Below are 26,458 nucleotides of genomic sequence, written 5' to 3'. Positions count from 1 at the left end.
GGTCAGTACACCGCCAGGTAGTGGATGATGCCAATGATCCCGCAGCCTTGAGCCAGGCACAAACGGATATTCCCGCAGCCTTTGATGACTTTTACGAATGAATTACCGCAACCTCACCCCATCCATGTCTTTACTGCTGGCGTTCGAGGCCGCGGCGCGCTATGAAAGCTACACCCGCGCCGCCGTGGAGCTATCGCTGACCCAAAGCGCAGTCAGCCGCCAGGTCCAGGCGCTTGAGCAACACTTGGGCGTAACACTGTTCCGGCGCGAAGGCCGCACGGTAAAGCTCACCGACGTCGGGCGGCTGTACCAGCGTGAAATCAGCGAGGCCCTGGGCCGCGTCCGCAGTGCCACCCTGCACGCTATCGCCCACCAGGCAGGGGGTGGCAACCTGCGCCTGGCAACCCTGCCGACTTTCGGCTCGAAATGGTTGCTGCCACGGCTGCACGCGTTCTACCGGAACCATCCAGAAGTACTGGTACACATCAATTCACGCATTGAACCGGTGGACTTCGCCACCAGTGGTATCGACGCAGCTATCGTCGTCGCGACCAGTGATCTGCCCGGGCTGATTTGTCATCGTTTGCATGCAGAAGAGTTGATGGTGATCCTCTCGCCCACCCTGGCCGCCTCGCGGCCGACCTGGAGCCCGCAGGACATCAGCCAGCAAGTCCTGCTCAGTGTGGCCAACAACGCCAATGCCTGGGGCGAGTGGTTTACCCATCACGGCCTGACCCACCACGCCATGCGCCTTGGGCCGAGCTTTGAATTGACGTCGCATCTGATCCAGGCGGTGCGTGCCGATATCGGCATCGGCCTGGTGCCACGCATCCTCATTACCGAGGAACTGGCCGGGGGTGAACTGAGCAGTCCCGCCCTGCCCTTTGCCAGCGCGCGCAGCTATTACCTGGTATACCCGCCGCGCAACCAGGCGCTGCCAGCACTGCAAGCGTTCCGTAGTTGGCTCCTGGAAAAAGCAGGCAGGGAACTTAGCGACTGAGATCGAGCGCGACGCCGCAACGTCGCGCTCGTTGGCCCTTAATGCGGGGCGCGGGGAATGGTCTTGAGCAAGTCTTCAGGACTGATGTGCCCGACCACTTGCTGACTGCCCGGTTGCGGCAAATCGAAGATGTGACCCTTCATCTTGCCGATCACATGCATTTCGCAAGGCTTGCAGTCGAACTTCAACGTCAGCACCTCGTCACCGTGGATCAACTGCATCGGTGCAACCTTGGTGCGCACACCCGTTACGCCCTTGGCCTGCTTGGGGCACAAGTTGAAAGAGAAACGCAGGCAGTGCTTGGTGATCATCACCGGCACTTCGCCTTTCTCTTCGTGGGCCTCGTAAGCGGCGTCAATCAGCTTGACCCCGTGACGGTGATAGAAGTCGCGAGCCTTCTGGTTGTAGACGTTGGCCAAAAATGACAGGTGCGACTCCGGGTACACCGGCGGCGGATTGCTCTCTGCTTTGCGCCCACCCCGTGGATGCGCGGCAATGCGCGCAGCCGTAAGGGATTCGATGACTTCACGACGCAAGGCTTTAAGCTGCGAGTTGGGAATGAAGTATGCCTGTGGCGCATCCAGGTCGATGGCGGTGGCATGGTATTGAGTGGTACCCAACTGACCAAGCAGATCGTGCAGTTGCTCCAACGCCTGCTCCGGCTTGTTGGCGACCCCGAACGGGCCGTCAAGCGTAATGCTGGCGCTGACGCCCTCCTCGCTGGTGGCAGTCAATTGCAGGCTGCTTTCGGTCAAGCGCGCCGCCCACGCCAGGCCGATGCGACGCTCGGCAGAGGTTTTCTGCAGGGCTTGCTGCCAGTTGTGGTCCAGGTTGCGGCTCAACGGATGATTTGGCCGTAGCTGGTACATGCCCTTAGGCATTTCGTTGGGTTCGACACGATAGCGGTAGCGCTTCTCGCCGTCTTCATCGAACTCGCCTTTCGGCTCGGCGATGTTGGCGCGAAAGCCAACCACTTCACGTTTGACCAGCACATTGAGGCCGTCACCGTTGGACAGTGGCTCATGGGTGACGACTTGCATGTCACGCTTGCCGACTTTCTCCACCACGCCGACCGCCAAACCAGTGAAGGTTGGCGAGTCGAAGGCGCCGATATCGATCTTGCGCTCACTGACGAAGTAGTCGGTACTGCCACGGTGAAAGGTTTTATCCGGGTCGGGCACGAAGAAGTGCGCGGTGCGACCACTGGAGGCGCGCGCCAGGTCCGGGCGATCTTCAAGGACTTCGTCCAGGCGCTGACGGTAGTAGGCGGTGATGTTCTTCACATAGCCCATGTCCTTGTAACGCCCTTCGATCTTGAACGAGCGAACACCCGCCTCGACCAGAGCGCGGATGTTGGCGCTCTGGTTGTTGTCCTTCATCGACAGCAGGTGCTTCTCATAGGCAATAACACCGCCTTTTTCGTCCTTGAGGGTGTACGGCAGACGGCAGGCCTGAGAGCAGTCGCCACGGTTGGCACTGCGACCGGTCTGAGCGTGGGAAATGTTGCATTGCCCCGAGAAAGCTACACACAACGCGCCGTGGATGAAAAACTCGATGGCCGCATCGGTCTCGTCGGCAATCGCGCGAATTTCCTTGAGGTTCAGCTCTCGGGCCAGTACCAGTTGCGAGAAACCGGCCTGATCGAGAAATTTGGCCCGCGCCAGGGTACGGATATCCGTCTGGGTACTGGCGTGCAGCTCGATCGGTGGGATATCCAGTTCCATCACGCCCAGGTCCTGGACGATCAGCGCATCGACACCGGCATCGTACAACTGGTGGATCAGCTTGCGCGCCGGCTCCAGCTCGTTGTCGTGAAGGATGGTGTTGATGGTGGTGAACACCCGCGCGTGATAGCGGTGGGCAAACTCCACCAACTGGGCGATATCGCTGACCTCGTTGCAGGCGTTGTGGCGGGCGCCGAAGCTTGGGCCACCGAGGTACACGGCGTCGGCGCCATGCAAGATGGCCTCACGAGCGATGGCCACATCGCGGGCAGGGCTGAGCAGTTCGAGGTGATGCTTGGGTAAGGACATGTTTTTTTAGTCAGGCTTGGCACGGTCAAGGCGCGCATTGTAGCGCGAAACGTACGATGGGACCCCCTACCCTGCCGGATGGCACGGTTGAGGAGTCTGCATACGTGCCACTGACCTGGCGCACAAGCCCGCCGCGGTTCAAGCCTTGGCAGCCATCGCCGTCACTTCCACGCGCATACCCTCAACCGCCAGCGATGCCACGCCAACAGCGGCGCGTACCGGCCACGGTTTGGCGAAGAAACGTTGGTAGACGTCGTTGAAAGCGCCGCGATCAGCCATGTCGGTCAGGTAGATGGTCAGGTGCAACACCCGATCCATCGAGCTGCCAGCTCGCTCCAGGGCAACCTTGAGTGCTTGCAGGGTGCACTCACTCTGCAAGGTGATATCGCCCAATTCCAGGCTGCCATCGGCGCGCGTCGGAATCTGGGTGGAAACCAGCATGCCGCCAAAACCGGCAACATCACTGGAAATGGATTCCGGATCGGGGTCAGGCGTGAAGGTGATGTCGTGGTTTGCCATGTGAGAATTTCCTGCTGAATAAGTAATCGCTACGATGATGCAACAGTAACCAGCTGTTTTAAAAACAAATTTTTTGCTTGAGGACTTCACAGACGGCGCAAAAGTTGTTAAATTCGCGGCCATTCCTGCTACAGCAGCGAATGCAGCAATCTCTTCAAATGAGTGCCAGACACTCATCGCAACATCTACAGGGGCGTCGCCAAGCGGTAAGGCAGCAGGTTTTGATCCTGCCATGCGTTGGTTCGAATCCAGCCGCCCCTGCCATTTCCTTCTTCAAATCCAAAGCTATCTCACGCCTACTCCCGTCGAAAGCAAGCGCGCCTGCAGCACAACACTCAGCAATAGGCCGGGATTGACGCTGTTCAGCGCCAACCCCAACCTGCCGGTTACTTGCCGACTACCAGTGGCGGCGTGCGCGGCGGCACCACGCGCCTGGAACCGGTGGACTCGAATGCCGAAGCCAGGCGCAGCAGCGACGAATCGTCATAGGCACGCCCGGCGAAGGTCAGCCCGACGGGCATACCAATGTCCGCCATCACCCCCATCGGCACTGTTACCGTCGGCACGCCCAGGTGTCGGATAGCCAGGTTGCCATTGGCAACCCACACGCCGTTGCTCCAGGCTATATCGGCCGATGCCGGGTCGACATCGGAATTGGCCGGGGCAACGTCGGCGACCGTCGGAAACAGCACGGCATCGAGCTGGAGGCGATCCATCCACTCTTCAAGGTCGATACGACGGGTTGTCTCCAAACCACGCAAGCCATCAGGCACGGTGCCGATCTTATCCCAAGGCGTGATGCCCCGCTCCGCCATGCGCACGTACTCATCCATACCTGCAGCAAGATCGCCCTCGCGATTTGGCAAAGTACCCGGATCGTGAGGGAAAATCTTTGCACCCTCGACGTCGACCAGGCGGTTCAACTTAGGGTCGCCATTGGCCTGGAGAAAATCGTCAAACGCCCAGGCAGTCAGATCCCACAGCTCATGGTGCAGGAACTCCTTGGAAACCAGGCCACGATTGAACACTGTCGGCGCGCCGGGACGATCCCCTTCGCAATTGGAGACCAACGGAAAATCCACCTCGATCACCTCGGCGCCCGCCGCTTCCAGCGCCTTGCGGGCCTCCTCCCACAGTGCGATTACCGTCGGCCGAGTATTGATACGTTGACCTGTTGGTCCGCCGATACCCGGCGCTTCGCTGGTGCCCGCGTCGGGATCGGCATTGATGTACATACGCGGAATGCCCAGGCGCTTGCCGTTGAGCGATGCAGCATCGACGGCCAACTCCAAATACGAAGCCGGTCGCACCGACGCCACACTCGGAATCGGTACCCAAGGCTGCATCCGCCACAGATCACCACGGGTATCGGGGTCTTCGGCGACCACCACATCGAGTACTTCGAGCAGGTCGGTCATGGTTCGGGCAAAGGGCACGACCACGTCCATGGTGGGCGTCAGCGGCCAGTTGCCGCGCACCGAAATTACCCCGCGTGAAGGGGTGTAGGCACACAGGCCGTTGTTCGATGCAGGTCCGCGACCGCTCGACCAGGTTTCCTCAGCCAGCCCGAACGCTGCAAAGCTGGCAGCAGTGGCAGTGCCTGCGCCATTGGATGAGCCCGATGCGAAAGGCGCAGTGAGGTAGTCGGCGTTGTACGGGCTTTCAGCCCGGCCATACACCCCACGCTGCATACCGCCGTTGGCCATGGGCGGCATGTTGGTCTTGCCCAGGCAGATCGCCCCTGCGGCACGCAGGCGCTCAATGGTGAAGGCATCGCGATAGGCAACCAGTTCGGCAAAAGCCGGGCTTCCCGAGGCAGCGGTGAGCCCCTTCACCAGATAACTGTCTTTGGCTGTGTAAGGAATGCCATCGAGTGGCCCGAGGGATTCGCCCTTGGCCCGTCGCGCATCGGCTGCCCGCGCTTCATTGAGCGCTTCGGGGTTGCGTACCACCACTGCATTGAGCGCAGTCGTGGTTGCAGGGCCGTCATAGGCATCGATTCGGGCGAGGTATGCCTCAACCAATTCCACCGAGGTCGTGCTGCCGGATTCGAGCGCGGCGCGCAATTGCGCGATGGATACTTCAGTGACCTCGATCATGGGTTCACCTCCGATGGCTGGAGGTTGACGCCAGGACGTTCGCCATCACACTGAATACTGGGCACAGACACATCAATTCTCTCAAAACGGGTTTTCATATCGAGTCTCGTTGCACGCCATTACGCGATTCCGCGCATTGGCCACCATGAAAACCCGGCGTTGCTTTTAAAGCAACAGAGCAGCCGAAGGAACAGCCGGAGCAAAATGTACCAACTTGTTAATTAGCTTGCTAAGGGTATAATTCCGCCACTCCCCTCTTCGAGTTTTTTTCGACATGAAGCAAGCATCGCGCCCTGCTGGCGCCTCAACATTCATCCTTGCCGGCCTTGGCACCATCATCGCTGTGCTCGGTCTGGCGCTGGCCGCAGGTGGCGTGAAACTGCTCAGCTTGGGTGGCTCCTGGTACTTTCTGATCGGCGGCTTGGCAATGACCGGCGCCGGCTTGCTGGTCGCGCGCCGCAAACCAGTCGGCGCCTGGCTGTATGCCACCTTCCTTGTCGGCACGGCCATTTGGGCTCTGGCCGATGTCGGGCTGGAGTTCTGGCCGCTGTTCTCGCGCCTGTTCATGTTCGGCGCAATCGGCCTGGCAGTGGCGCTGGTCTACCCCATGCTGGCCCGCTCTGCAGGCGCAACACCCGGCCGCGGCGCTTATGCCATGGCAGGCGTCATGGCCGTGGCACTGGTGGTTGCAGCCGGCAATATGTTCGTCGCCCACCCCAGCGTCAGCCCAAGCGGCGACGGCCCCGGCTTGACCCCGGTCGACCCGGCCAAGGCGCAGAAGGATTGGGCGCATTACGGCAACACCGAAGGTGGCAGCCGCTTTGCCGCCCTTGACCAGATCAATCGCGACAACGTCAATGACTTGAAAGTGGCCTGGACCTATCACACCGGAGATGTCGCCATCAGTGACGGCAATGGCGCCGAAGACCAGCTCACCCCGTTGCAGGTCGGCAACAAGGTTTTCATCTGCACCCCTCACAACAACCTGATTGCCCTGGATGCCGACACCGGCAAAGAGCTGTGGAAGAATCAGATCAATGCCCAATCGGCGGTCTGGCAACGCTGCCGCGGCATGGCCTATTTCGATGCCAGCACACCAATCGTGCAACCTACCCAAGCCAACAGCTCGGCGATCATTGCCGCCAGCGTGCCGGCGGGCGCCAACTGCCAGCGACGACTGCTGACCAACACCATCGACGCCCGCCTGATCGCCGTTGACGCTGACACCGGCGAGTTCTGCCAGGGCTTCGGCAGCAACGGTCAGGTCGACCTCAAGGCCGGTCTCGGCAATGTCCCCGACAGCTACTATCAATTGTCATCTGCACCGCTGATGGCCGGTACCACCGTAGTTGTCGGTGGACGCGTCGCAGACAACGTGCAAACCGATATGCCAGGCGGCGTGATCCGAGGTTTCGATGTCATCAGCGGGCAAATGCGCTGGGCATTCGACCCGGGCAATCCCGAAGACCGTAACGCGCCAGACGCTGACAATACCTATGTTCGCAGCACGCCCAACAGCTGGGCGCCGATGTCCTACGACCCGGCGATGAACACTCTGTTCCTGCCGATGGGCAGCTCGTCTACCGACATCTATGGGGTCGAGCGTAGCGAGCTGAACCACAAGTACGGCGCTTCAATACTGGCACTGGACGCTACCAGCGGTGAAGAAAAGTGGGTGTACCAGACCGTGCACAACGATCTCTGGGATTTTGACCTGCCCATGCAACCGAGCCTGATCGACTTCACCAAGGCCGATGGCCAAACCGTGCCAGCGGTGGTGATCGGCACCAAGGCCGGGCAGATTTTTGTACTCGATCGCGCTACCGGCAAGCCGCTGACCCAGGTCGAAGAAGTCGCCGTCAAGCCGAGCAACATCCCCAACGAACCCTACTCGCCAACCCAGCCAAAATCGGTTGGCATGCCACAGATCGGAGCCCAACAACTGACCGAGTCGGACATGTGGGGCGCCACGCCGTACGATCAATTGCTGTGTCGCATCGACTTCAAGAAAATGCGCTACGACGGCCTCTATACCGCGCCGGGCACCGACCTGTCACTGAGTTTCCCAGGCTCGCTTGGAGGCATGAACTGGGGCAGTATTTCTACCGACCCGGTGCATGGCTTTATCTTCGTCAACGACATGCGCCTGGGCCTATGGATTCAGATGATTCCATCGCAGAACAAGGCTCAGGCCAGTTCCGGCGGCGAAGCACTTAACACCGGCATGGGCGCCGTGCCGCTCAAGGGTACGCCCTACGCGGTGAACAAGAACCGCTTCCTGTCAGTGGCCGGCATTCCTTGCCAGGCGCCGCCGTTCGGCACTCTGACTGCCATCGACATGAAAACCCAGAAAGTTGCCTGGCAGGTACCCGTAGGCACGGTCGAAGACACCGGCCCCCTGGGTATCCGTATGCACTTGCCGATCAAAGTTGGCCTGCCGACCCTTGGCGGCACCCTGTCGACTCAGGGCGGGCTGATATTCATTGCCGGCACTCAAGACTTCTATCTGCGCGCTTTCAACAGCGGCAACGGTGAAGAAATCTGGAAAGCCCGCCTGCCCGTCGGCAGCCAGGGTGGCCCGATGACCTACGTGTCGCCGAAAACCGGCAAGCAGTACATCGTGATTACCGCAGGTGGTGCCCGCCAGTCGACCGATCGCGGCGACTACGTCATGGCCTACGCCCTGCCGTAACCACGCCACTGCTGTATGGCGCGGCGCCTGGGTGCCGCGCCCCTGCCCTTGTCTTTTCTCGCGATTCTTTCAGATAGGTTGTGCATGTCCCGCGCTTTTCGCTTCTCTCGCCCTCGCCTGCTTACCGGCCCGCTATTGACCCTAACGTGCATCACCTTCCAACCCGCGCTGGCCAACGAGGCGGACCTGATGACCCGCAGCAGCCTCAGCGGTGACTGGGGTGGCCTGCGTCACCAACTGGACAGCCAAGGCATCAAATTCACTGGCGACTACAGTGGCGAGACTGCCTACATCGCCGAGGGTGGCCTGCATCGCTCCGCCAGGTACTCGCAAAACATCAAACTTGGCGTGCAATTCGATCTGGGCAAGCTGTATGGCCTGGATAACGGCGGCAAGCTGCAACTGACCATCAATGATCGCCGCGGCAACAGTGCTTCTGAAGACTTGGTAGGCAACCGTCTGCCTATCCAGGAAAACTTCGGTGGTCTCTATACCCGCCTGACCGAATTGAGTTACGAGCGCACCCTGTTCACCCCCGAGCTGAACGTCAAGCTGGGTTACATGGCCATGGGCAACGATCTGGGTGGCCTGGACAGCGGCATTCTCTGCAACTTCATGAACGCAGGTTTCTGCGGCCATCCGTTGAACATGTCCGGCGGTAGCGGCTGGACCAATTACCCCAACGCTCACCTCGGCGTGCGCCTGAAGTACGACCTGTCATCGACCTGGCAAGTGCGGGTCGCCGCGTTCAACGTTGATCCACAGAGCAACGGCAACTCCAGCCGCGCGTGGCACTTGGGACCCAAGCACACCACCGGCACTGTGCTGCCCCTAGAGCTGGTATACAAGCTGCAGGGCGAGTTGCCCGGTGAGTATAAGCTGGGCTACTACTACGACAGCTCCGACGCCAAGCGCATCGGCAGTGACAAGGAAGTCTCCGGTCGTGACGGCCATTACCTGCTGATCGACCAGGCCGTGTGGCATTCGCATACCTCGCCAGGGCGCAGCGTGCATGCCTTTGGTCAGTACTCGGCAGCGAGCACCGCCGCGTCCCCGTTCAGCACGTGGTATGGCGTCGGCCTGGTCTTGTACAAGCCTTTCGAAGGTCGCGCGCGAGACACCCTCGCTATTGGCTACGGCCGCGCCGTGCCCAATCCGCGCAGCCGCGACGTCCAGCAAGATGCCGCCGCCGCCAATGGCGAAAGCTTTCCCAACCTCAACAGCGCCGAACAACTGATCGAACTCAGCTACGGCTATCAGGCTACCCCCTGGCTGACGCTGCGCCCGGATGTGCAATACATCATCGAGCCTGGGGCATTTTCCGCAGAGAAAATCGACAACGCCTTGGTGGTGGGACTCCAAGTCAAAGCGAGTTTCTAAGCCTGCCCAAGTCGATTATGGTTCGAAAAGACAAGGCCCCGTCCATTTCTGGCGGGGCCTTGTTTTACCTACTGCCTAAAGTTCAAGCGCCGGTACCGGACCCGCGATTGGCGGTAGTCGTGGTACGCATCGAGGTCAGCAGGCAAATCGTGTTGATTTCATACTGCGCCGGTGCTGGCGACCGGTCAACGTCAAACCCTCTACCGTTTGTCAGACGATTTTGAGTACTACCATGGTCCAATCTATGACTGGCCGTTTCCCATCTGCACGGGATGTATTATCGTGGCTGCGTGCGCAATAAGAGACGCCTGTTCGTCAGGCATATGCAAATCGATTCGAGGGTGCCATGAGTAACGAAAGCATTAACTGGGACAAGCTGGGCTTCGACTACATCAAGACCGACAAGCGCTACCTGTCCTATTTCCGTAACGGCGAGTGGGACCAGGGCACCCTGACCGAAGACAACGTGCTGCACATCAGCGAAGGCTCAACTGCGCTGCATTACGGCCAGCAATGTTTCGAGGGTATGAAGGCCTACCGCTGCAAGGACGGTTCGATCAACCTGTTCCGCCCTGACCAGAACGCCCTGCGCATGCAGCGCAGCTGCGACCGCCTGTTGATGCCACAGGTACCGACCGAGCAATTCATCGAAGCGTGCAAACAGGTGGTAAAAGCCAACGAACGCTTCGTCCCGCCGCACGGCAAAGGCGCCCTGTACCTGCGTCCGTTCGTAATCGGTGTAGGCGACAACATTGGCGTGCGTACCGCCCCGGAATTCATTTTCTCGATCTTCGCCATTCCGGTCGGCTCCTATTTCAAAGGCGGCATGACCCCGCACAAATTCCTGATTTCCGACTACGACCGTGCCGCACCGCAAGGCACTGGTGCTGCCAAGGTTGGCGGTAACTATGCCGCCAGCCTGCAGCCCGGCTACAAAGCCAAGCAGGCCGGTTTTGCCGACTGCATCTACCTGGACCCACTGACCCACACCAAAATTGAAGAAGTCGGCTCAGCCAACTTCTTCGGGATCACCCCGGACAATAAGTTCATCACCCCGAAATCGCCGTCGGTATTGCCAGGCATCACTCGCCTGTCGCTGATGGAACTGGCCAAATCGCGTCTGGGCCTGGAAGTGATAGAAGGTGATGTGCTGATCGACAAGATCGGCCAGTTCAGCGAGGCCGGTGCCTGCGGTACTGCTGCGGTGATCACCCCGATCGGCGGCATCCAGTACAACGGCGAGCTGCATGTGTTCTACAGCGAAACCGAAGTCGGCCCGGTTACCCGCAAGCTCTACGATGAGCTGACCGGCATCCAGAGCGGCGACGTCGAAGCGCCAGCTGGCTGGATCGTCAAAGTAGCGTGACCTACAAACCCCGCCGATGGCGGGGTTTGTTTTTCTGCAGGCATGAGTTTATTCACGCTTGCAGTGCCTGATCCTCGCAGATGAATTTTTCTTTAACCCGGGCACCGCCTATTCTTTGGCACAATCAAGTCTCTACTCGCCGCCCAGGTACTAGCATGCCCCGCGTACTGACTATCGAAGACGACGCCGTGACCGCCCAGGAGATCGTCGCCGAGCTCACCAGCCATGGCCTGGAAGTGGATTGGGCCGATAACGGCCGTGAAGGCTTGGCCAAAGCCATAGCCGGTGGCTACGACCTGATCACGCTCGACCGCATGCTCCCCGAGCTGGACGGCCTGACCATCGTCACCACCCTGCGCAACCTGAAAATCGCCACGCCGATTCTGATGATCAGCGCACTGTCCGATGTCGATGAACGGGTGCGCGGCCTGCGTGCCGGTGGCGATGATTATCTGACCAAACCCTTTGCCTCGGATGAAATGGCTGCCCGCGTTGAAGTGCTGCTGCGGCGCAACAGCGTGCCCCTGGCGCAGACCCGCCTGCAGGTGGCCGACCTGCAACTGGACCTGATCAGCCATGAGGCCCGACGCGGGGAGCAGGCGCTGAACTTGCTCCCCACCGAGTACAAGCTACTGGAATTTCTCATGCGCCATGCAGGCCAGGTCATCACCCGGATGATGATCTTCGAAGAAGTCTGGGGCTATCACTTCGATCCCGGCACCAACCTGATTGACGTACACATCGGACGCTTGCGCAAAAAAATCGACGCGGCCGGTCAGACGCCCCTGATTCGAACCGTACGGGGCTCGGGCTATGCCATTGCCGAACCCGTCTAAGGGTTGGAGTTCCTCCACCAGTCGTCTGCTGGCGCTCTACAGTTTTTTGTTCGTGGCCTGGAGCAGCATCCTCATGGGGGTGCTGTATTTTGAGGTTTCCGGCTACCTGAACAAGCTCACTCGGCACTCGTTACAACAGCGCCAGCATTTGTTCGCGCACATGAGTGGCAAGCAACTGGACGACGCCTTGATCGCAAGCCAAGCCTTCGAAGAACGCAGCTTCGACGCCTACGGTTTGTTCGACGCACAGTTCAACCCATTGGCCGGACAGATCCGCCAGGTGCCGACCGACCTGGGGCTGGACGGCAAAATCCACGAGCTGAGCCGTTGTCTGGACGCCGATGATCCGCACCTACCTCGCGACAGTTGTGACGCCGTGGCCATCAAAGTGCGTGATGGCCGCTGGCTGGTGCTGGTACGCGACAACGGCTCGTTGTTTGTCGTGACCCGCATCATTCTTCATGCCCTGCTCTGGGGACTGTCACTGACGATCATCCCCGGGATTGCCGGCTGGTACCTGCTGCGCCGGCGACCGCTCAAACGTATTCGCGCCATTCAGGCGACTGCCGAACAGATCGTCGCAGGTGATCTTACCCAGCGCCTGCCACTGTCTCAGCGACGCGACGAACTGGACATGCTCGCAGCCATTGTCAACGCCATGCTCGATCGCATCGAACGCCTGATGCACGAGGTCAAGGGCGTATGTGACAACATCGCTCATGACCTGCGCACCCCGCTGACGCGCCTGCGTGCCCAGCTCTACCGGATACGCCAGCAGGCCGGGGACAATTCCGCGCAAGCCGACGCACTGGAGCAGGCGATTGGAGAAACCGACACCCTGATGGCGCGCTTTCGTGGCTTGCTGCGCATCAGCGAACTGGAAGACCGCCAGCGCCGGGCGGGATTTGTCGAGCTTGATCCGCGCGCCCTGTTGGTGGAAATGCACGACTTCTACCTGCCATTGGCAGAGGACGGCGAGATTCAGTTGAAGCTGGAACTGCCCGCACAGCTACCGTCGCTCAATGGTGACCGCGAGCTGTTGTTCGAGGCGCTGGCCAATTTATTGGGCAATGCGATCAAATTTACCCCTGCCGGCGGCGCTGTACGCATGCGTGCCCGCAATGAGGCCGGCGTGGTGAGCATCGAGGTGGAGGACAGCGGCCCGGGAATTCCCGAGAGCGAGCGCGAAGCAGTGTTAAAGCGCTTTTATCGTAGCGAAGAAGGTCATCGTCACCCAGGCTTCGGGCTGGGGTTGTCGGTGGTTGCGGCGATTGTCGACCTGCATGGCTTTGCGCTTGAGGTCGGGTCGAGTGAATTGGGCGGCGCGAGATTGGTGTTGCATTGCCGGACCGGGGTAATTCGTTAGAGCCATCGCGGGGCAAGCCCTGCTCCCACCGTGGGAGCGGGCTTGCCCCGCGAGTGTTCAGTCAGCCAGACGCCAGGTGGTAGCCCCTTTACTGTCTTCCAGCACCACGCCCATGGCGGTGATCTGGTCACGGATGCGGTCCGATTCTGCCCAGTTCTTGTCGGCACGCGCCTGCAGGCGCGCCTGGATCAACGCTTCGACCTCGGCGGCATCGACCTTGCCTTCGGCACCCGCGCGCAGGAAGTCGTCGGCCTCCAGTTGCAGTACACCCAACAAGCCTGCCAGCTCGCGAAGACGCGCAGCCAGACCGGCAGCCGCCTCAGGCTCGCTCTCGCGCAAGCGGTTGATCTCGCGCACCAGATCGAACAGCACCGCACAGGCTTCAGGCGTACCGAAGTCGTCGTTCATCGCCGCGGTGAAACGCTCGACGTAGGCTTCGCCACCCTTGGCTTGCACTCGCGGCAAGCCGCGCAATGCGTGGTAGAAGCGCTCCAGGGCGCCCTTGGACTCGCGCAGGCTGTCTTCGGAGTAGTTGATCGAGCTACGGTAGTGGCTCGACACCAGCAGGTAGCGGACCACCTCCGGGTGATATTTGTCGAGCACATCACGAATGGTGAAGAAGTTGTTCAAGGACTTGGACATCTTCTCGCCATTGATGCGAATCATGCCGCAGTGCATCCACGAATTGGCGTACTGCTTGCCGGTTGCAGCCTCGCTCTGGGCGATTTCGTTTTCGTGGTGCGGGAACTCCAGGTCGTTGCCACCGCCATGGATGTCGAAACTTTCACCCAGGCAGCAGGTGGACATCACCGAGCATTCGATATGCCAGCCAGGACGGCCTGGGCCCCACGGCGACTCCCAACTTGGCTCGCCCGGCTTGACGGCTTTCCACAGGACGAAGTCGAGCGGATCCTGCTTGGCTTCGTCCACTTCGATACGAGCACCAATACGCAAGTCTTCGATCTTCTTGCGTGACAACTTGCCGTAACCGACGAACTTGCCGACCCGGTAATACACATCACCGTTCGCCGCGGCGTAGGCAAAACCCTTGTCGATCAGGGTCTGGATCATCGCGTGCATGCCGGCGATATGGTCGGTGGCACGCGGCTCCTGATCTGGCGGCAAGATATTCAGGCGGCGCTCATCTTCGTGCATCGCATCTATCATGCGCGCCGTCAGGGCGTCGAACGACTCGCCGTTTTCATTGGCCCGGTTGATGATCTTGTCATCGATGTCGGTGATGTTGCGCACGTAGGTCAGGTCGTAGCCGCTGTAACGCAGCCAGCGCGTGACCAGGTCGAAGGCTACCATGCTGCGACCGTGGCCCAGGTGGCAGTAGTCGTACACGGTCATGCCGCAGACATACATGCGCACCTTGTTGCCATCGAGCGGCTTGAAAACTTCCTTGGTCTTGCTAAGCGTGTTGTAGATGTTAAGCACGAGCGTTCCTCAGCTGCCCCACGAATCGCGCAGGGTCACAGTCCGGTTGAATACCGGGCGACCCGGCTGGGAGTCTTTCAGGTCGGCGCAGAAATAGCCTTCGCGCTCGAACTGGAAGCGGTCTTCTGGCTGGGCCTGGCCCAGTGAAGGTTCCGCACGACAACCGGTGAGTACCTGCAGCGAATCGGAGTTGATATTGTCGAGGAAGCTGCCGCCGTCTTCGGTTTTCTCGGGATTGGCCGAGCGGAACAGACGGTCGTAAAGGCGCACTTCGCATTCGACGCTGGCTGCAGCCGGCACCCAGTGAATCACGCCCTTGACCTTGCGGCCTTCAGGGTTTTTACCCAGGGTGTCCGGGTCATAGGAGCAACGCAGCTCGACGATATTGCCATCAGCGTCCTTGATCGCCTCGTCGGCGCGAATCACGTAGCTGCCGCGCAGACGCACTTCGCCGGCTGGCTCCAGACGCTTGTAGCCCTTTGGCGGCTCTTCCATGAAGTCGTCGCGGTCGATGTAGATCTCGCGAGCGAACGGCAGCGCACGCACACCCATGTCTTCTTTAGGGTGACGCGGCAGTTCGAGGTTCTCGACCTGGCCCTGCGGATAGTTGGTGATAACCACCTTCAAGGGACGCAGCACGCACATGGCGCGTGGCGCGGTGCGATCAAGGTCGTCACGGATGCTGAATTCGAGCATCGACATGTCGACCACACCGTCGGAACGGTTGGTGCCGATCATTTCGCAGAAGTTGCGGATCGATGCCGGGGTATAGCCGCGACGGCGAAAGCCCGACAGCGTCGACATGCGTGGGTCGTCCCAACCGTTGACGTGCTGCTCATCAACCAATTGCTTGAGCTTGCGCTTGCTGGTGATGGTGTAGTTAAGGTTCAGGCGGCTGAATTCGTACTGGCGCGGCTTGGCCGGCACCGGCAAGTGGTCAAGGAACCACTCGTACAGCGGGCGATGACCTTCGAACTCCAGGGTGCAGATGGAGTGCGTGATGCCCTCGATAGCGTCCGACTGGCCATGGGTGAAGTCGTAGTTCGGGTAGATACACCACTTGTCACCGGTCTGGTGGTGATGAGCATGACGAATGCGGTACAGGATCGGGTCCCGCAGGTTCATGTTCGGCGAGGCCATGTCGATCTTGGCCCGCAGCACACGTTCACCGTCCTTGAACTCGCCGGCTTTCATGCGGGCGAACAAGTCCAGGTTCTCTTCGACGCTGCGCTCACGGAACGGGCTGTTCTTGCCGGGCTCGGTCAGGTTGCCACGGTATTCCTTGGCCTGCTCCGGGGTCAGGTCGCAGACGTAGGCATTGCCCGACTTGATCAGGTCCACGGCCCAGTCGTGCAACTGGTCGAAGTACTCGGAGGCGTAACGCACCGGGCCGGTCCACTGGAAGCCCAGCCACTGCACATCGCTCTGGATGGCATCGATGTACTCCTGGTCCTCTTTGGCCGGGTTGGTGTCATCGAAACGCAGGTGACAAGCCCCACCGAATTCCTGGGCCAGGCCGAAGTTCACACAAATCGACTTGGCATGGCCGATGTGCAGGTATCCGTTGGGCTCTGGTGGAAAACGGGTGACGATGCTGCTGTGCTTGCCCGAATCCAGGTCGGCCTGCACGATCGGACGCAGGAAGTTCGCAGGGATGGCGGGTGCGCCTTTGGCAGCGGCGTTAGGAGCGGTGTCGGCAGTGGGCTTGCTCATAGGATCCTTGAATACGGGTACACGGCCTGGGTAGGCCGACTGAATCAAAGCGCTTATCATAGCCGAAGCGGTCGAGCTGCCGACAGCTTCGGTCCGACAAACTGGCCCGATATTCGGCAGGCAATGCGAAAAAACTCCCGCGAACCACGTATCGCGGGCTGTAGACTGTGCGTCAGGTTTGTATCGCGATCCTGCGTAACCCCAATTCGAATGCCTTGAAAGAGCGAATTCCAGCATGTCCAAAGTCAAACTGAGCACCAACCACGGCGACATCGTCATTGAACTGAATGCCGAAAAAGCCCCGATCACCGTGGCCAACTTCATCGAATACGTAAATGCCGGTCACTACAGCAACACCGTATTCCACCGCGTAATCGGCAACTTCATGATCCAGGGTGGCGGTTTCGAGCCAGGCATGAAAGAAAAGAAAGACAAGCGTCCGAGCATCCAGAACGAAGCCGACAACGGCCTGAGCAACGACAAGTACACCATCGCCATGGCTCGTACCATGGAGCCGCATTCGGCGTCAGCACAGTTCTTCATCAACGTGACCGACAACAGTTTCCTCAACCACAGCGGCAAGAACGTGCAGGGCTGGGGTTATGCGGTATTCGGTAAAGTTACCGAAGGTACCGACGTTGTCGACAAGATCAAGGCTGTTTCCACCGGTTCCAAGTCTGGCCACCAGGACGTACCGGTCGAAGACGTGATCATCGAGAAAGCCGAGATCATTGAGTGATACTGCTGATCTCTGATCTGCACTTGCAAGAAGAACGCCCGGATATAACCCGGGCGTTTCTTGATCTGCTCGACGGCCGTGCGCGCCATGCCCAGGCGCTGTACATCCTCGGCGACTTCTTCGAGGCCTGGATCGGCGATGACGCCATGACGCCCTTCCAGACCAGTATTTGCCAGGCCCTGCGCGCCTTGAGCGACAGTGGTACCCAAGTCTACCTAATGCATGGCAACCGCGATTTCCTGATCGGCGAGGCCTTCTGCAAGGCTGCCGGCTGCACCCTGCTGAGCGACCCAAGTGTCGTGCAACTGGGCGGCGAGCCGGTGTTGTTGATGCACGGCGACAGCCTGTGCACCCTTGATCTGGCCTACATGAAAATGCGCCGTTACCTGCGCAACCCGGTAAGCCTATGGATTCTTCGGCACCTGCCGCTGAGCACCCGCCAGAAGCTGGCGCGCAAGCTGCGCAGTGAAAGCCGGGCGCAGACGCGAATGAAAGCCAACGACATAGTCGACGTGACGCCGGAAGAAGTTCCGCGGATCATGGCGCACTATGGCGTACGCACCCTGGTGCACGGCCACACCCACCGTCCGGCGATTCACAAACTGATGGTCGATGATCAACCGGCTCGGCGAATCGTGCTGGGCGATTGGGACCGCCAGGGTTGGGCACTGGAAGTGGATGAGCAAGGGTTTCAGTTGCAGCCGTTTGCTTTTCCTTGAGACTTGATCGCAGGGCAAGCCCTCTCCCACCCCTACGGCAGGAGCAGGCTTGTCCGGCGATTACTCAATGCCCCGCCGACGCCGGCCCTGCCTTGGCCGCAAACGGCGGCTTGGCCAGCCACACCAGTAAGATCAGCCCAGCAAACACCCAACCCATCATGGTGAAGTAATCCACCGTCGACATCATGTAAGCCTGACTGCTGAGCATTCGCTCCAACTGCGCAAAAGACTGTCCATTCACACCCCCGAGTTGATTGAGCGCTTCACGGGTGGCCGGCTCGTAGGTGCTGATGCTTTCGCTCAGGTAGGCGTGATGCTGGTCCGCGCGGCGAATCCACAACCAGGTCGTCAAGGATGCGGCGAAGCTGCCACCCAGGGTGCGCAGGAAGGTGGCTAGCCCGGAGCCGTCGGCGATCTGGTGCGGTGGCAAGTCCGACAACAGGATGCTCAAGGTCGGCATGAAGAACAGCGCCACGCCGATACCCATGAATAGCTGCACCAGGGCGATGTGCTGAAAGTCGACCTCATTGGTAAAGCCTGCTCGCATGAAACAACTGGTGCCGATGGCCAGGAACGCCAGGCCTGCCAGCAGGCGCAAGTCGATTCTGTGTGCATATTTACCGACGAACGGCGACATCAGTACCGGCAGCAATCCGATGGGCGCCACCGCCAGGCCAGCCCAGGTAGCGGTGTAGCCCATTTGTGTCTGCAACCACTGCGGCAGAATCAGGTTGATACCGAAAAAGCCCGCATAGCCTCCTACTAATACGATGGTGCCGATGCGAAAGTTGCGATGGACGAACAAGCGCAGATTGACCACCGGATGCTTATCGGTCAGTTCCCAGATGATAAAGATCGCCAGGAATACCACCGATATCAGACTGCCAACAATAATGAAATTGGACTCGAACCAGTCCAGGTCATTGCCCTTGTCCAGCACCACCTGCAAGGCACCGACACCGACGATCAGGGTCAGTAGGCCGATGTAGTCCATCGGCTGGCGCTGGGTCGACACCGGACGCGTGCGCATCTGCTGGCGTACGACTGCCGCAGCGAACAAGCCGATCGGAACGTTGATGAAGAAGATCCACGGCCAACTGTAACTATCGGTTATCCAACCGCCGAGGATCGGACCGGCGATCGGCGCCACGACCGTGACCATCGCCAGCAAGGCCAGGGCCATGCCGCGCTTGGCCGGCGGATAGACAGCGATCAACAATGTCTGGGTCATCGGATACAAAGGACCGGCAACGATCCCCTGCAAAACCCGGAAGCCCACCAACTCCGGCATCGACCGGGCGACACCACAGAGAAACGACGCCAGCACGAACAGCAAGGTGGCCCAGATAAACAGCTTCACTTCGCCGAAACGCCGGCTCAGCCAGCCGGTCAACGGCAAGGCAATGGCGTTACTCACCGCAAACGAGGTGATGACCCAGGTACCCTGCTCGGTGCTCACCCCCAAATTGCCGGAAATGGTCGGCAAGGCGACGTTGGCAATGGTGGTATCGAGCACCTGCATGAACGTTGCCAGCGACAGCCCGATGGTGGTCAGCAGCAGGCTCGGCGGGGTGAATGAAGCGGTGTTGCTCATCGCACGGCCGTCTTGCTGGAGCCTTCACTGTTTTCATGGATCAGCCGCGTGATCATGGCATCGGCTTCAATCAACTGGCGGTCATACACCTGAGTGGTAAACGATGCCTTTTGCGCAGGCACCTGGGCCAACACAGGGCCGCTCTGGTCATGCAGATCAACGCTAACCTGGGTCGAAAGACCGATACGCAGTGGATGGGCGGCCAGTTGTTCAGCATTGATATGAATACGCACGGGCACCCGCTGGACGATCTTGATCCAGTTGCCAGTGGCGTTCTGCGCTGGCAGCAACGCGAAGGCACTGCCGGTGCCGGCGCCGAGACTGTCGATGGTGCCGCTATACTTGACCTCGCTACCATACAAGTCAGCAACAATGTCTACCGGCTGACCGATGCGCATGTTGCGCAACTGGGTTTCCTTGAAGTTGGCGTCGATCCATAGCTGGTCCAGGGGAATCACCGCCATGGTTGCGGTACCGGGTTCCAAGCGCTGGCCCAATTGCACGGTGCGCTTGGCCACATAACCTGTAACCGGCGCCACCAGAGTGGTGCGTGCGGCAGCCAGGTAGGCCTGGCGCAACTCGGCAGCCGCGGCCATCACCTGTGGATGGGACGAAACCACGGTGTCATCAACCAGCGCAGTGGTGGTATTGAGCTGCTGCTTGGCATTGATCAGCGAACTTTGTGCCGAGGCCAGATCATCGCGGGCGTGAGACAGCTCTTCCAGGGAAATTGCCCCGCCCGCAGCAAGGGTCTTGCGTCGGTTGTAGTTTTCCTGGGCTTTGGTCTGTTCAGCCTGACGCGCCGCGACCTGAGCCCGCATGCCATCGACATTGCTGTACAACCCGCGCACCTGACGCACAGCACGGGCCAACTGCGCCTGCGCAGCTTGTAAACCCACTTCGGCATCACTGGGATCGAACTCAATCAGTACTTGGCCGGCATGAACCAGATCACCATCGTCGGCGCCGATGCTGACGACGGTACCAGTGATCAACGGCGTGATCTCCACAACGTTGCCGTTGACATAAGCATCGTCGGTTTCTTCATTCCATCGCCCGTAAAGCTCATGCCAGGCCCATACCGTGCTCCCGCCAAGCACGACCAGCAAGGCAAGGCCGAACAACCAGGTTTTGCGTTTTCGGGTGTTGTGGAGATCTTGCGCGCTGTTGGCGCTATCAGGCATGTCGCTCATTTCGCACCTACCCGCAGAGCTGTCAGGGTGTCGCCGGCTGCAAGCAATACTCTTGTCAGCAAGCCTTCAAGGGTTGCCAGTTCCGTTGCATCGAGCACGCCTACCAACTCATTCATTGCTGCTGCACCGATCTGCGGCAATTGGTCCGCCAGATTCTGCCCTTCCTCGCTCAAACCAAGACGCACTTGACGCCGGTCATCCGGGCAACGCCGACGCTCGATCAATTGCTTTTGTTCGAGACGATCGAGCATGCGCGTCATCGAACCGCTATCCAGAGAGAGATAACGGCACAGCTCGGCAGGGGTATCGACACCGTATTGGGAAACGATGATCAACACCTTGAACTGCGCGGCAGTGACGCCGAAGTCTTGCAGGTGGCTGTCGAGAATGCGGTCCTTGACCAGCGCGGCGCGCCCCAGGAGCAAGCCAATGGTGCAGGTCTGGAAGTTTTCGGGGGAGAAATGCTGCATGAAGGCATTACCTGCTTAGGCAGTTAGTAACATAATGTTACTGCCTAGACAGCTAGCGTCAAGCCATTAATTAGCCTGCTTACTATTTGCCTATAAAAAATCGCGGGGCAACTCAATGGCCGCACCGCGATGGTTTAAGCAGGAATACCACTATGGAAACGAAATTCTTCATCCGGGGTGGTGATCAATTCGGCTTCAACCTCTCTGACCTTCAGTACTACGCGCTCGACATCCGCCGCTTCACCGTATTGATGCGCCAGCTTGAGGTAACCCTGGTAATGCCGGGCTTCGCTGTTGAGCAGGCCGTGATAGAACTTGCCCAATTCTTCGTCCAGATGCGGCACCAACGCGGCAAAGCGCTCGCAGCTGCGCGCCTCGATAAATGCACCGACCACCAGCGTGTCGACCAGTTTCACCGGTTCGTGCGTGCGCACCACGCGACGCAACCCGGATGCATAGCGCCCGGCCGAAAGTGGACGCAGACCGATCTTGCGGCGCTTCATCAGCCGCAGGACTTGTTCATGATGCACCAGCTCTTCACGTGCCAGGCGCGACATCATGTTGATCAGGTCCAGGTGCGTGTTGTACTTGGCCATCAGGCTCAACGCCGTACTGGCGGCCTTGAACTCGCAGTTCTTGTGGTCGATCAACAGGGTTTCCTGATCGGCAAGGGCGGCCTGGACCCAGGCATCGGGAGTACGGCAACCAAGGAACGCATCAATTTCGGGAATAAGGTGCATAGGCTCACAAACAGGCAGGGCAACGACAAGAGCGGCGATTATACCGGCGGTGGAGGCGATCACCAGTGGACTATGCTTGATACATATCAGGCCCATCGCATTGAGTGCCGTCTATAGTCAGACAGCGGTGACCAATTCTGAAGGGAGTTCACGCTCATGCTAGAAGTACGCAGCATCCTGGTGGTACTCGATCCCGAGCACGCCCACAGCCGGGCCCTGACCCGGGCGAAACTGATCGCAGGCGTCACGGGTGCTCGTCTGCACTTGTTGATGTGCGATAAAAAACACGACCACAGCGCCTTGTTGAGCCTGTTGTGCAGCCAACTGCACGACGACGGCTACAACAATGTGACTTACGAACAAGCGTGGCATGACACCCTGCATGAATCGATCATCAGCGTACAACAAGCTGAAGGTTGCGAGCTGGTCATCAAGGAGCACCGGCCAGACAACCCCCTGAAAAAAGCCCTGCTCACCCCTTCCGACTGGAAACTGTTGCGCCAATGCCCGTGCGCGGTGCTGATGGTCAAGACCGAGCGGCCGTGGACCGGCGGGGTAATCCTCGCCGCCGTGGATGTCGGCAATCACGACGAACCGCATCGTCTACTGCATACGAGCATCATCAATCATGGCTACGAGATCGCCAGCCTGGCCAAGGGCGACCTGCATGTGATCAGCGCCCATCCGTCGCCGATGCTCTCGGCGGCCGACCCGGTGTATCAATTGAAAGAAACCATCGAGCAGCGCTATCGCGAAGAATGCACCGCCTTCCAAGCCGAATTCGACATCAAGGATGATCGCTTACATGTTGCCGAGGGCCCAGCCGATGTGCTGATTCCTTACACCGCGAAGAAGTACGATGCGGTGGTGACCGTGATCGGCACCGTGGCCCGTACGGGCATCTCCGGCGCATTGATAGGCAACACTGCCGAGGTTGTGCTCGATTCGCTGGAATGCGACGTGTTGGTACTCAAGAGCGATGAAGCAAAAGTCCACCTGACCGAGCTGGCGCGGGGCTGAGGCCTGGATCGTAGGGTTTGCCCCGCGCTATACGGATCGCGGGGCAAACGAATTTAACCCAGGGCATCCTTGAGAAAGCCTGGCGCGATATAGCGCTGGTAATGCGCTTCGGACAGCAAGAAGAATTCCCGATCAATGGCATCACGCAGTTCGGGCAATTCCCAGCCACGAAACTCCGGCAACAACACCATGCCATAGGCCTCCAGCTCGCGAATTACCCGCGCGCCGCGGGCGATCAACTGATAGGCCCAGCAGTATTCGGATTGATGTGGCACAAAGCGGATTTTGCGCTGCACCAGTTGCTGGCGCAGGCGCTCGGCATCAAAGACCTCAAGTTTGGCCACCATGACCTGTACCAGCAATTGCTCAAGACGCAGCCAGACCGCGCGCTTTTCATCTTCGTTATAGCCGTTCCAATTGATCACTTCATGATGAAAACGCTTGCAGCCACGACACACCAGATCCCCGTAAACCGTGGAACACAGGCCGACACAAGGCGTTTTAATTGACTGATTGGACATGAAAAAACCGACAGCTATGCGGTGGAACAGGCTGTCATGTTAGCCCTTTGTCTAACGGGGGTCACCCGCTAAAGTGATGAAGCGCGCCTTACCTTTATCAACTTTTTCCAGTAGAATTGCCCGGCCTTTTTAAGGCGCCAAATGTCCGTTAGAAGCTGTTTTCAAAGCGTCACGAGCACAGTTGATCCGGTAGAACGGCGTTGGCCTGGGATATTCGCCTGTCGCATATCCCTCGCCAGCCCTCATCAGCCTCCGTTCTACAGGCGTAAAACTTTGAAAGCAGCTTCTGTAAGGATTTCCTGCAACCCTGGCTACGCGGCCCAAGAAGCCGTATTGCGCACGGGTGCCGGAATTTCTGGATGAGCGTCCCGGACACCCATTTGGGACCACTGATGAGGGTAATAACTGTGCTTGAAGCCTACCGCAAACACATCGAAGAGCGTGCCGCCCAGGGTATCGTGCCCCAGCCGCTTAACGCCGAACAAACCGCAGGCCTGGTCGAGCTGCTGAAGAACCCTCCTGCTGGCGAAGAAGCAGTCCTCGTCGACCTGATCACCAATCGCGTTCCACCAGGAGTGGACGAAGCTGCCTACGTAAAGGCCGGCTTCCTCTCCGCTATCGCCAAAGGCGAAGCCACTTCCCCACTGATCGACAAGAAGCGTGCTGTCGAACTGCTGGGCACCATGCAGGGCGGCTACAACATCGCCACCATGGTCGAGCTGCTGGATGACGCTGAACTGGCCGCTGTTGCTGCCGAACAGCTCAAGCACACCCTGCTGATGTTCGACGCCTTCCACGACGTCGCCGAAAAAGCCAAGGCCGGTAACGTTCACGCCAAGGCCGTCATGGAATCCTGGGCTGCAGGCGAGTGGTTCACTGCCCGTCCGGCCATCGAAGACAAATACACCTTGACCGTTTTCAAGGTCCCTGGTGAAACCAACACCGACGACCTGTCCCCTGCCCCGGACGCCTGGTCGCGCCCTGACATCCCGCTGCACGCCCTGGCCATGCTGAAAATGGCCCGTGACGGCATCGAGCCTGAGCAACCAGGCGTTGTCGGCCCCCTCAAGCAGATCGAACAAGTCAAGGCCAAGGGCTTCCCGGTCGCCTACGTCGGTGACGTAGTGGGTACCGGTTCCTCGCGTAAATCCGCCACCAACTCGGTGCTGTGGTTCTTCGGCGACGACATCCCTTACGTGCCGAACAAGCGCGGCGGTGGTTTCTGCTTCGGCACCAAGATCGCCCCGATCTTCTACAACACCATGGAAGACGCCGGCGCTCTGCCAATCGAGTTCGACTGCACCAACCTGGGCATGGGCGACGTCATCGACGTCTACCCGTACAAGGGCGAAGTGCGTCGTCACGGCAGCGACGAGCTGGTCACCAACTTCCAGCTGAAAACCGAAGTACTGCTCGACGAAGTCCGCGCTGGCGGCCGTATCCCGCTGATCGTCGGCCGTGGCCTGACCGAGAAGGCGCGTGCCGAACTGGGCCTGGGCCCAACCGATCTGTTCAAACTGCCTGAAACCCCAGCCGACACCGGCAAGGGCTACAGCCTGGCACAGAAAATGGTCGGCAAGGCTTGCGGCCTGGCAGAAGGCAAAGGCGTTCGTCCTGGCACCTACTGCGAACCGAAGATGACCACCGTCGGCTCCCAGGACACCACTGGCCCGATGACCCGCGACGAGCTCAAAGACCTCGCCTGCCTGGGCTTCTCTGCTGACCTGGTCATGCAGTCGTTCTGCCACACTGCGGCCTATCCGAAGCCAATCGACGTCAACACCCACCACACCCTGCCGGATTTCATCCGCACCCGTGGCGGCGTGTCCCTGCGTCCTGGCGACGGCATCATCCACAGCTGGCTGAACCGCATGCTGCTGCCGGATACCGTCGGTACCGGTGGTGACTCGCACACCCGCTTCCCGATCGGCATTTCCTTCCCGGCCGGTTCCGGCCTGGTCGCCTTCGCCGCAGCCACCGGCGTCATGCCGCTGGACATGCCGGAGTCGGTACTGGTGCGCTTCAAGGGCAAACTGCAACCCGGCATCACCCTGCGCGACCTGGTTCACGCCATCCCTTACTACGCCATCCAGAAAGGCCTGCTGACCGTCGAGAAGAAGGGCAAGATCAACGCCTTCTCCGGCCGCATCCTGGAAATCGAAGGCCTGGACGAACTGACCGTCGAGCAAGCGTTCGAACTGTCCGACGCCTCGGCTGAGCGTTCTGCTGCCGGTTGCTCGATCAAGCTGCCAGAAAAGGCCATTGCCGAGTACCTGCAGTCGAACGTTACCCTGCTGCGCTGGATGATCAGCGAAGGCTACGGCGATGCCCGTACCCTGGAGCGTCGTGCTCAAGCGATGGAAGCCTGGTTGGCCAACCCAGTCCTGCTGGAAGCCGACAAGGACGCCGAATACGCCGAGATCATCGAGATCGACCTGGCCGACGTCAAAGAGCCTGTGCTCTGCGCGCCGAACGACCCGGACGATGCTCGCCTGCTGTCGAGCGTACAAGGCGAGAAGATCGACGAAGTGTTCATCGGTTCGTGCATGACCAACATCGGTCACTTCCGCGCTGCCGGCAAGTTGCTGGAGAAGGTCAAGGGTGGCATCCCTACCCGTCTGTGGCTGGCTCCGCCAACCAAGATGGACGCCCACCAGTTGACCGAAGAAGGCTACTACGGCATCTACGGCAAAGCCGGTGCACGCATGGAAATGCCAGGTTGCTCGCTGTGCATGGGTAACCAGGCACGCGTACAGACCGGTTCGACTGTGGTTTCCACTTCGACCCGTAACTTCCCGAACCGCCTGGGCGACGCCACTAACGTCTACCTGGCCTCGGCCGAACTGGCTGCTGTTGCCTCGATTCTGGGCAAGCTGCCAACCGTCGAAGAGTACATGGAATATGCGAAGAACATCGACAGCATGGCTGCCGACGTTTACCGCTACCTGAGCTTCGACCAGATCGCCGAGTTCCGTGAAGCTGCTGCGAGCGCCAACATCCCGGTCGTTCAAGCCTAAG

20 protein-coding genes and 1 tRNA gene are annotated in these 26,458 nt (G+C 59.6%); 11 read left to right on the top strand and 10 right to left on the bottom strand.

The window, feature by feature from the left end:
• Window positions 1-97 precede the first annotated feature (97 nt).
• Complete coding sequence (locus D3Z90_RS09065) at window positions 98-1,000, top strand: LysR substrate-binding domain-containing protein (RefSeq protein WP_136475417.1); 903 nt, start codon at window positions 98-100, stop codon at window positions 998-1,000.
• 38 nt (window positions 1,001-1,038) lie between these two features.
• Here D3Z90_RS09065 and D3Z90_RS09060 read toward each other — a convergent pair whose 3' ends face one another.
• Both D3Z90_RS09060 and D3Z90_RS26770 read right to left on the bottom strand, forming a co-directional pair.
• Window positions 1,039-3,033, bottom strand: a complete 1,995-nt coding sequence (locus tag D3Z90_RS09060) for a U32 family peptidase (protein WP_136475416.1) — start codon at window positions 3,031-3,033, stop codon at window positions 1,039-1,041.
• 138 nt (window positions 3,034-3,171) lie between these two features.
• Window positions 3,172-3,552: a RidA family protein gene (locus D3Z90_RS26770; protein WP_168198446.1), complete on the bottom strand. Its 381-nt coding sequence runs from the start codon at window positions 3,550-3,552 to the stop codon at window positions 3,172-3,174.
• A gap of 189 nt (window positions 3,553-3,741) precedes the next feature.
• Between D3Z90_RS26770 and D3Z90_RS09050 the strand changes: the two genes are divergently transcribed.
• A tRNA-Gln gene (locus D3Z90_RS09050) sits at window positions 3,742-3,816 on the top strand.
• A gap of 122 nt (window positions 3,817-3,938) precedes the next feature.
• On the opposite strand, the gene D3Z90_RS09045 is transcribed toward D3Z90_RS09050, so the two are convergent.
• A complete protein-coding gene (locus tag D3Z90_RS09045; RefSeq protein ID WP_136475415.1) occupies window positions 3,939-5,651 on the bottom strand; it encodes an amidase in 1,713 nt (570 codons plus the stop codon).
• A gap of 274 nt (window positions 5,652-5,925) precedes the next feature.
• Here D3Z90_RS09045 and D3Z90_RS09040 point away from each other — a divergent pair, with 274 nt between their 5' ends.
• The 5 genes from D3Z90_RS09040 (at window position 5,926) to D3Z90_RS09020 (ending at window position 13,291) form a co-directional block, all read left to right on the top strand.
• Window positions 5,926-8,343 carry a glucose/quinate/shikimate family membrane-bound PQQ-dependent dehydrogenase gene (locus tag D3Z90_RS09040; protein WP_136475414.1) on the top strand — a complete coding sequence of 806 codons (2,418 nt, stop codon included), beginning with the start codon at window positions 5,926-5,928 and terminating at the stop codon, window positions 8,341-8,343.
• A gap of 84 nt (window positions 8,344-8,427) precedes the next feature.
• A complete protein-coding gene (locus tag D3Z90_RS09035) occupies window positions 8,428-9,723 on the top strand; it encodes a carbohydrate porin (protein WP_136475413.1) in 1,296 nt (431 codons plus the stop codon).
• Window positions 9,724-10,069: 346 nt separating this feature from the next.
• Window positions 10,070-11,089, top strand: coding sequence for a branched-chain amino acid aminotransferase (locus D3Z90_RS09030; RefSeq protein WP_136475412.1), 1,020 nt, complete (start codon window positions 10,070-10,072; stop codon window positions 11,087-11,089).
• Between the two features lie 155 nt (window positions 11,090-11,244).
• The gene (locus D3Z90_RS09025; RefSeq protein WP_136475411.1) at window positions 11,245-11,925 is read left to right on the top strand and encodes a response regulator transcription factor; all 681 of its coding nucleotides are present in this window, start codon (window positions 11,245-11,247) and stop codon (window positions 11,923-11,925) included.
• Window positions 11,903-13,291, top strand: coding sequence for a HAMP domain-containing sensor histidine kinase (locus tag D3Z90_RS09020; RefSeq protein ID WP_136475410.1), 1,389 nt, complete (start codon window positions 11,903-11,905; stop codon window positions 13,289-13,291). The genes D3Z90_RS09025 and D3Z90_RS09020 overlap by 23 nt, the downstream gene beginning before the upstream one ends.
• A gap of 57 nt (window positions 13,292-13,348) precedes the next feature.
• Here D3Z90_RS09020 and cysS read toward each other — a convergent pair whose 3' ends face one another.
• Together cysS and D3Z90_RS09010 are read right to left on the bottom strand one after the other, a co-directional pair.
• Window positions 13,349-14,731: a cysteine--tRNA ligase gene (cysS, locus tag D3Z90_RS09015; RefSeq protein WP_136475409.1), complete on the bottom strand. Its 1,383-nt coding sequence runs from the start codon at window positions 14,729-14,731 to the stop codon at window positions 13,349-13,351.
• 9 nt (window positions 14,732-14,740) lie between these two features.
• The gene (locus D3Z90_RS09010) at window positions 14,741-16,444 is read right to left on the bottom strand and encodes a glutamine--tRNA ligase/YqeY domain fusion protein (protein ID WP_136475408.1); all 1,704 of its coding nucleotides are present in this window, start codon (window positions 16,442-16,444) and stop codon (window positions 14,741-14,743) included.
• A gap of 235 nt (window positions 16,445-16,679) precedes the next feature.
• Between D3Z90_RS09010 and D3Z90_RS09005 the strand changes: the two genes are divergently transcribed.
• Together D3Z90_RS09005 and lpxH are read left to right on the top strand one after the other, a co-directional pair.
• Complete coding sequence (locus D3Z90_RS09005) at window positions 16,680-17,183, top strand: peptidylprolyl isomerase (protein WP_136475407.1); 504 nt, start codon at window positions 16,680-16,682, stop codon at window positions 17,181-17,183.
• Window positions 17,180-17,902, top strand: coding sequence for a UDP-2,3-diacylglucosamine diphosphatase (gene lpxH, locus D3Z90_RS09000; protein ID WP_136475406.1), 723 nt, complete (start codon window positions 17,180-17,182; stop codon window positions 17,900-17,902). Before D3Z90_RS09005 ends, lpxH begins: the two co-directional genes overlap by 4 nt.
• A gap of 64 nt (window positions 17,903-17,966) precedes the next feature.
• Here lpxH and D3Z90_RS08995 read toward each other — a convergent pair whose 3' ends face one another.
• From D3Z90_RS08995 to D3Z90_RS08980, 4 genes are all read right to left on the bottom strand, one after another.
• A complete protein-coding gene (locus D3Z90_RS08995; protein ID WP_136475405.1) occupies window positions 17,967-19,496 on the bottom strand; it encodes a DHA2 family efflux MFS transporter permease subunit in 1,530 nt (509 codons plus the stop codon).
• On the bottom strand, window positions 19,493-20,689 hold the full coding sequence (locus D3Z90_RS08990) for an HlyD family efflux transporter periplasmic adaptor subunit (RefSeq protein WP_136475404.1): 1,197 nt from the start codon (window positions 20,687-20,689) through the stop codon (window positions 19,493-19,495). Before D3Z90_RS08990 ends, D3Z90_RS08995 begins: the two co-directional genes overlap by 4 nt.
• Entirely contained in the window at window positions 20,686-21,159 is a 474-nt protein-coding gene (locus tag D3Z90_RS08985) for a MarR family winged helix-turn-helix transcriptional regulator (RefSeq protein WP_136475403.1), read from the bottom strand. Before D3Z90_RS08985 ends, D3Z90_RS08990 begins: the two co-directional genes overlap by 4 nt.
• A 134-nt stretch (window positions 21,160-21,293) precedes the next feature.
• Entirely contained in the window at window positions 21,294-21,899 is a 606-nt protein-coding gene (locus D3Z90_RS08980) for a tRNA-(ms[2]io[6]A)-hydroxylase (RefSeq protein ID WP_136475402.1), read from the bottom strand.
• Window positions 21,900-22,055: 156 nt separating this feature from the next.
• On the opposite strand from D3Z90_RS08980, the gene D3Z90_RS08975 reads away from it, so the two are divergent.
• Window positions 22,056-22,919 (top strand): universal stress protein, encoded by an 864-nt coding sequence (locus D3Z90_RS08975; RefSeq protein ID WP_136475401.1) that lies wholly within the window; start codon window positions 22,056-22,058, stop codon window positions 22,917-22,919.
• Window positions 22,920-22,972: 53 nt separating this feature from the next.
• On the opposite strand, the gene D3Z90_RS08970 is transcribed toward D3Z90_RS08975, so the two are convergent.
• The gene (locus tag D3Z90_RS08970) at window positions 22,973-23,440 is read right to left on the bottom strand and encodes a DUF1289 domain-containing protein (protein ID WP_136475400.1); all 468 of its coding nucleotides are present in this window, start codon (window positions 23,438-23,440) and stop codon (window positions 22,973-22,975) included.
• A 407-nt stretch (window positions 23,441-23,847) separates the two neighbouring features.
• On the opposite strand from D3Z90_RS08970, the gene acnB reads away from it, so the two are divergent.
• Complete coding sequence (gene acnB, locus D3Z90_RS08965; RefSeq protein WP_136478903.1) at window positions 23,848-26,457, top strand: bifunctional aconitate hydratase 2/2-methylisocitrate dehydratase; 2,610 nt, start codon at window positions 23,848-23,850, stop codon at window positions 26,455-26,457.
• Window position 26,458 lies beyond the last annotated feature (1 nt).

It is taken from the genome of Pseudomonas sp. DG56-2, assembly GCF_004803755.1.
In the GTDB taxonomy this organism is placed as follows: Bacteria; Pseudomonadota; Gammaproteobacteria; order Pseudomonadales; family Pseudomonadaceae; genus Aquipseudomonas; species Aquipseudomonas auratipiscis.
Note: the sequence above shows the minus strand (reverse complement) of the source record. Positions and strands in the feature narration are given on the sequence as shown.